Origin of the sequence: Xenorhabdus stockiae, assembly GCF_002632825.1 — a bacterium.
Lineage (GTDB): Bacteria > Pseudomonadota > Gammaproteobacteria > Enterobacterales > Enterobacteriaceae > Xenorhabdus > Xenorhabdus stockiae.
The window spans coordinates 1-1,165 of record NZ_NJAJ01000122.1 but is presented as its reverse complement, the minus strand read 5'-3'; the positions used below and the strand labels follow the sequence as shown (position 1 = coordinate 1,165).

Below are 1,165 nucleotides of genomic sequence, written 5' to 3'. Positions count from 1 at the left end.
GTTGCGACAGTATCAGGAACTGCCAATATTCCCGGTGAAACAGTTAACGTCAGAAAACGTAAACTCACCCTTTCTCGGGGGGCATCAAGGGTAGATGCGCCAGACATCCTCTCAGACATAATTTGTGAGAATGCTGTCGTCAGTGATAATGGTGACTGGGGATGTACGACACCCATCACTTTCACCGAAGGCACGTATGAACTGACCGCCGAATTAATGAAAGGCAACAAAGTAGTTGCTACTAAAATGGAAGTGGTGGCTGTGAAAGAAAAAGAGCCGGATGAGGACAAACCTGAAATTGATAATCCCACCAATTTTCCACCGATTGATCCGGACGGCGGGTTAATAATCCTGTACGGTTTATTCAGTGTTGCTGCAGGAGTGGGAGCTGGGCTTGCCACCGGGCTGACCGGAGCTATTTCTGGGGTTGTTATCGGTGGTGTTTCTACCATAGCAGGTCTTGCTATTCCTCATTGGGGATTAAGGATTGACACTGGCAAATTACACGGAGGAGAACCCTATACATTAGTGATACAGGAAACCAAGAATGGGAATAAAATTGGTGCACCTATCGAATGGCATTTCACCATGCCAATGCGGATTACCGAGCCGCAAAAAAACGCTCACTACCGGGTAAATAGCGGTATATCCATTCAAGGAGAAGGTACTCCCGGCCAACTGATCCTTATCGCCAGTTCAAAATCGCTGCTACCGCCAAAGGAAACCGTCCTACCGCCTTCATCCGGCACACTGATTTGTCAGACCAAAGTGGATGCCAACGGTAAATGGGTATGCCCAAATAACCCAGTCATGACAGCAAAACAGGCAGGGATATTCTCCCTTTATGCAGCCCAATATCAAGAACTCCACTCAAAAGATCTGACCACAATCCATTATAAAAGAACTTCGGAAGTTTCACGCCAATATGAGATCACCCAAATCCGAATCAGTATCACTGCGCCTAAACAGAATGCTGAATTCCACCGGAAACCTTTTAACATTGCCGGAATAGGCGAACCCGGCGCCCAAATACATATAGGCAAAAACGGTAATAATAAAGCGTGTGATACCACCGTTACTGCATCCGGCAAATGGTCCTGCGGGCCTTACCTATTCGGAAAGGGAAAATTCACGGTATCGGCGGAACAGTTTATCAGCCATGAAC

Annotated in this window: 1 pseudogene; it reads left to right on the top strand. The window is 47.0% G+C overall.

The features are described 5' to 3' along the window. Positions 1-1,165, top strand: a pseudogene (locus Xsto_RS21775) (S1 family peptidase); the annotation flags it as partial.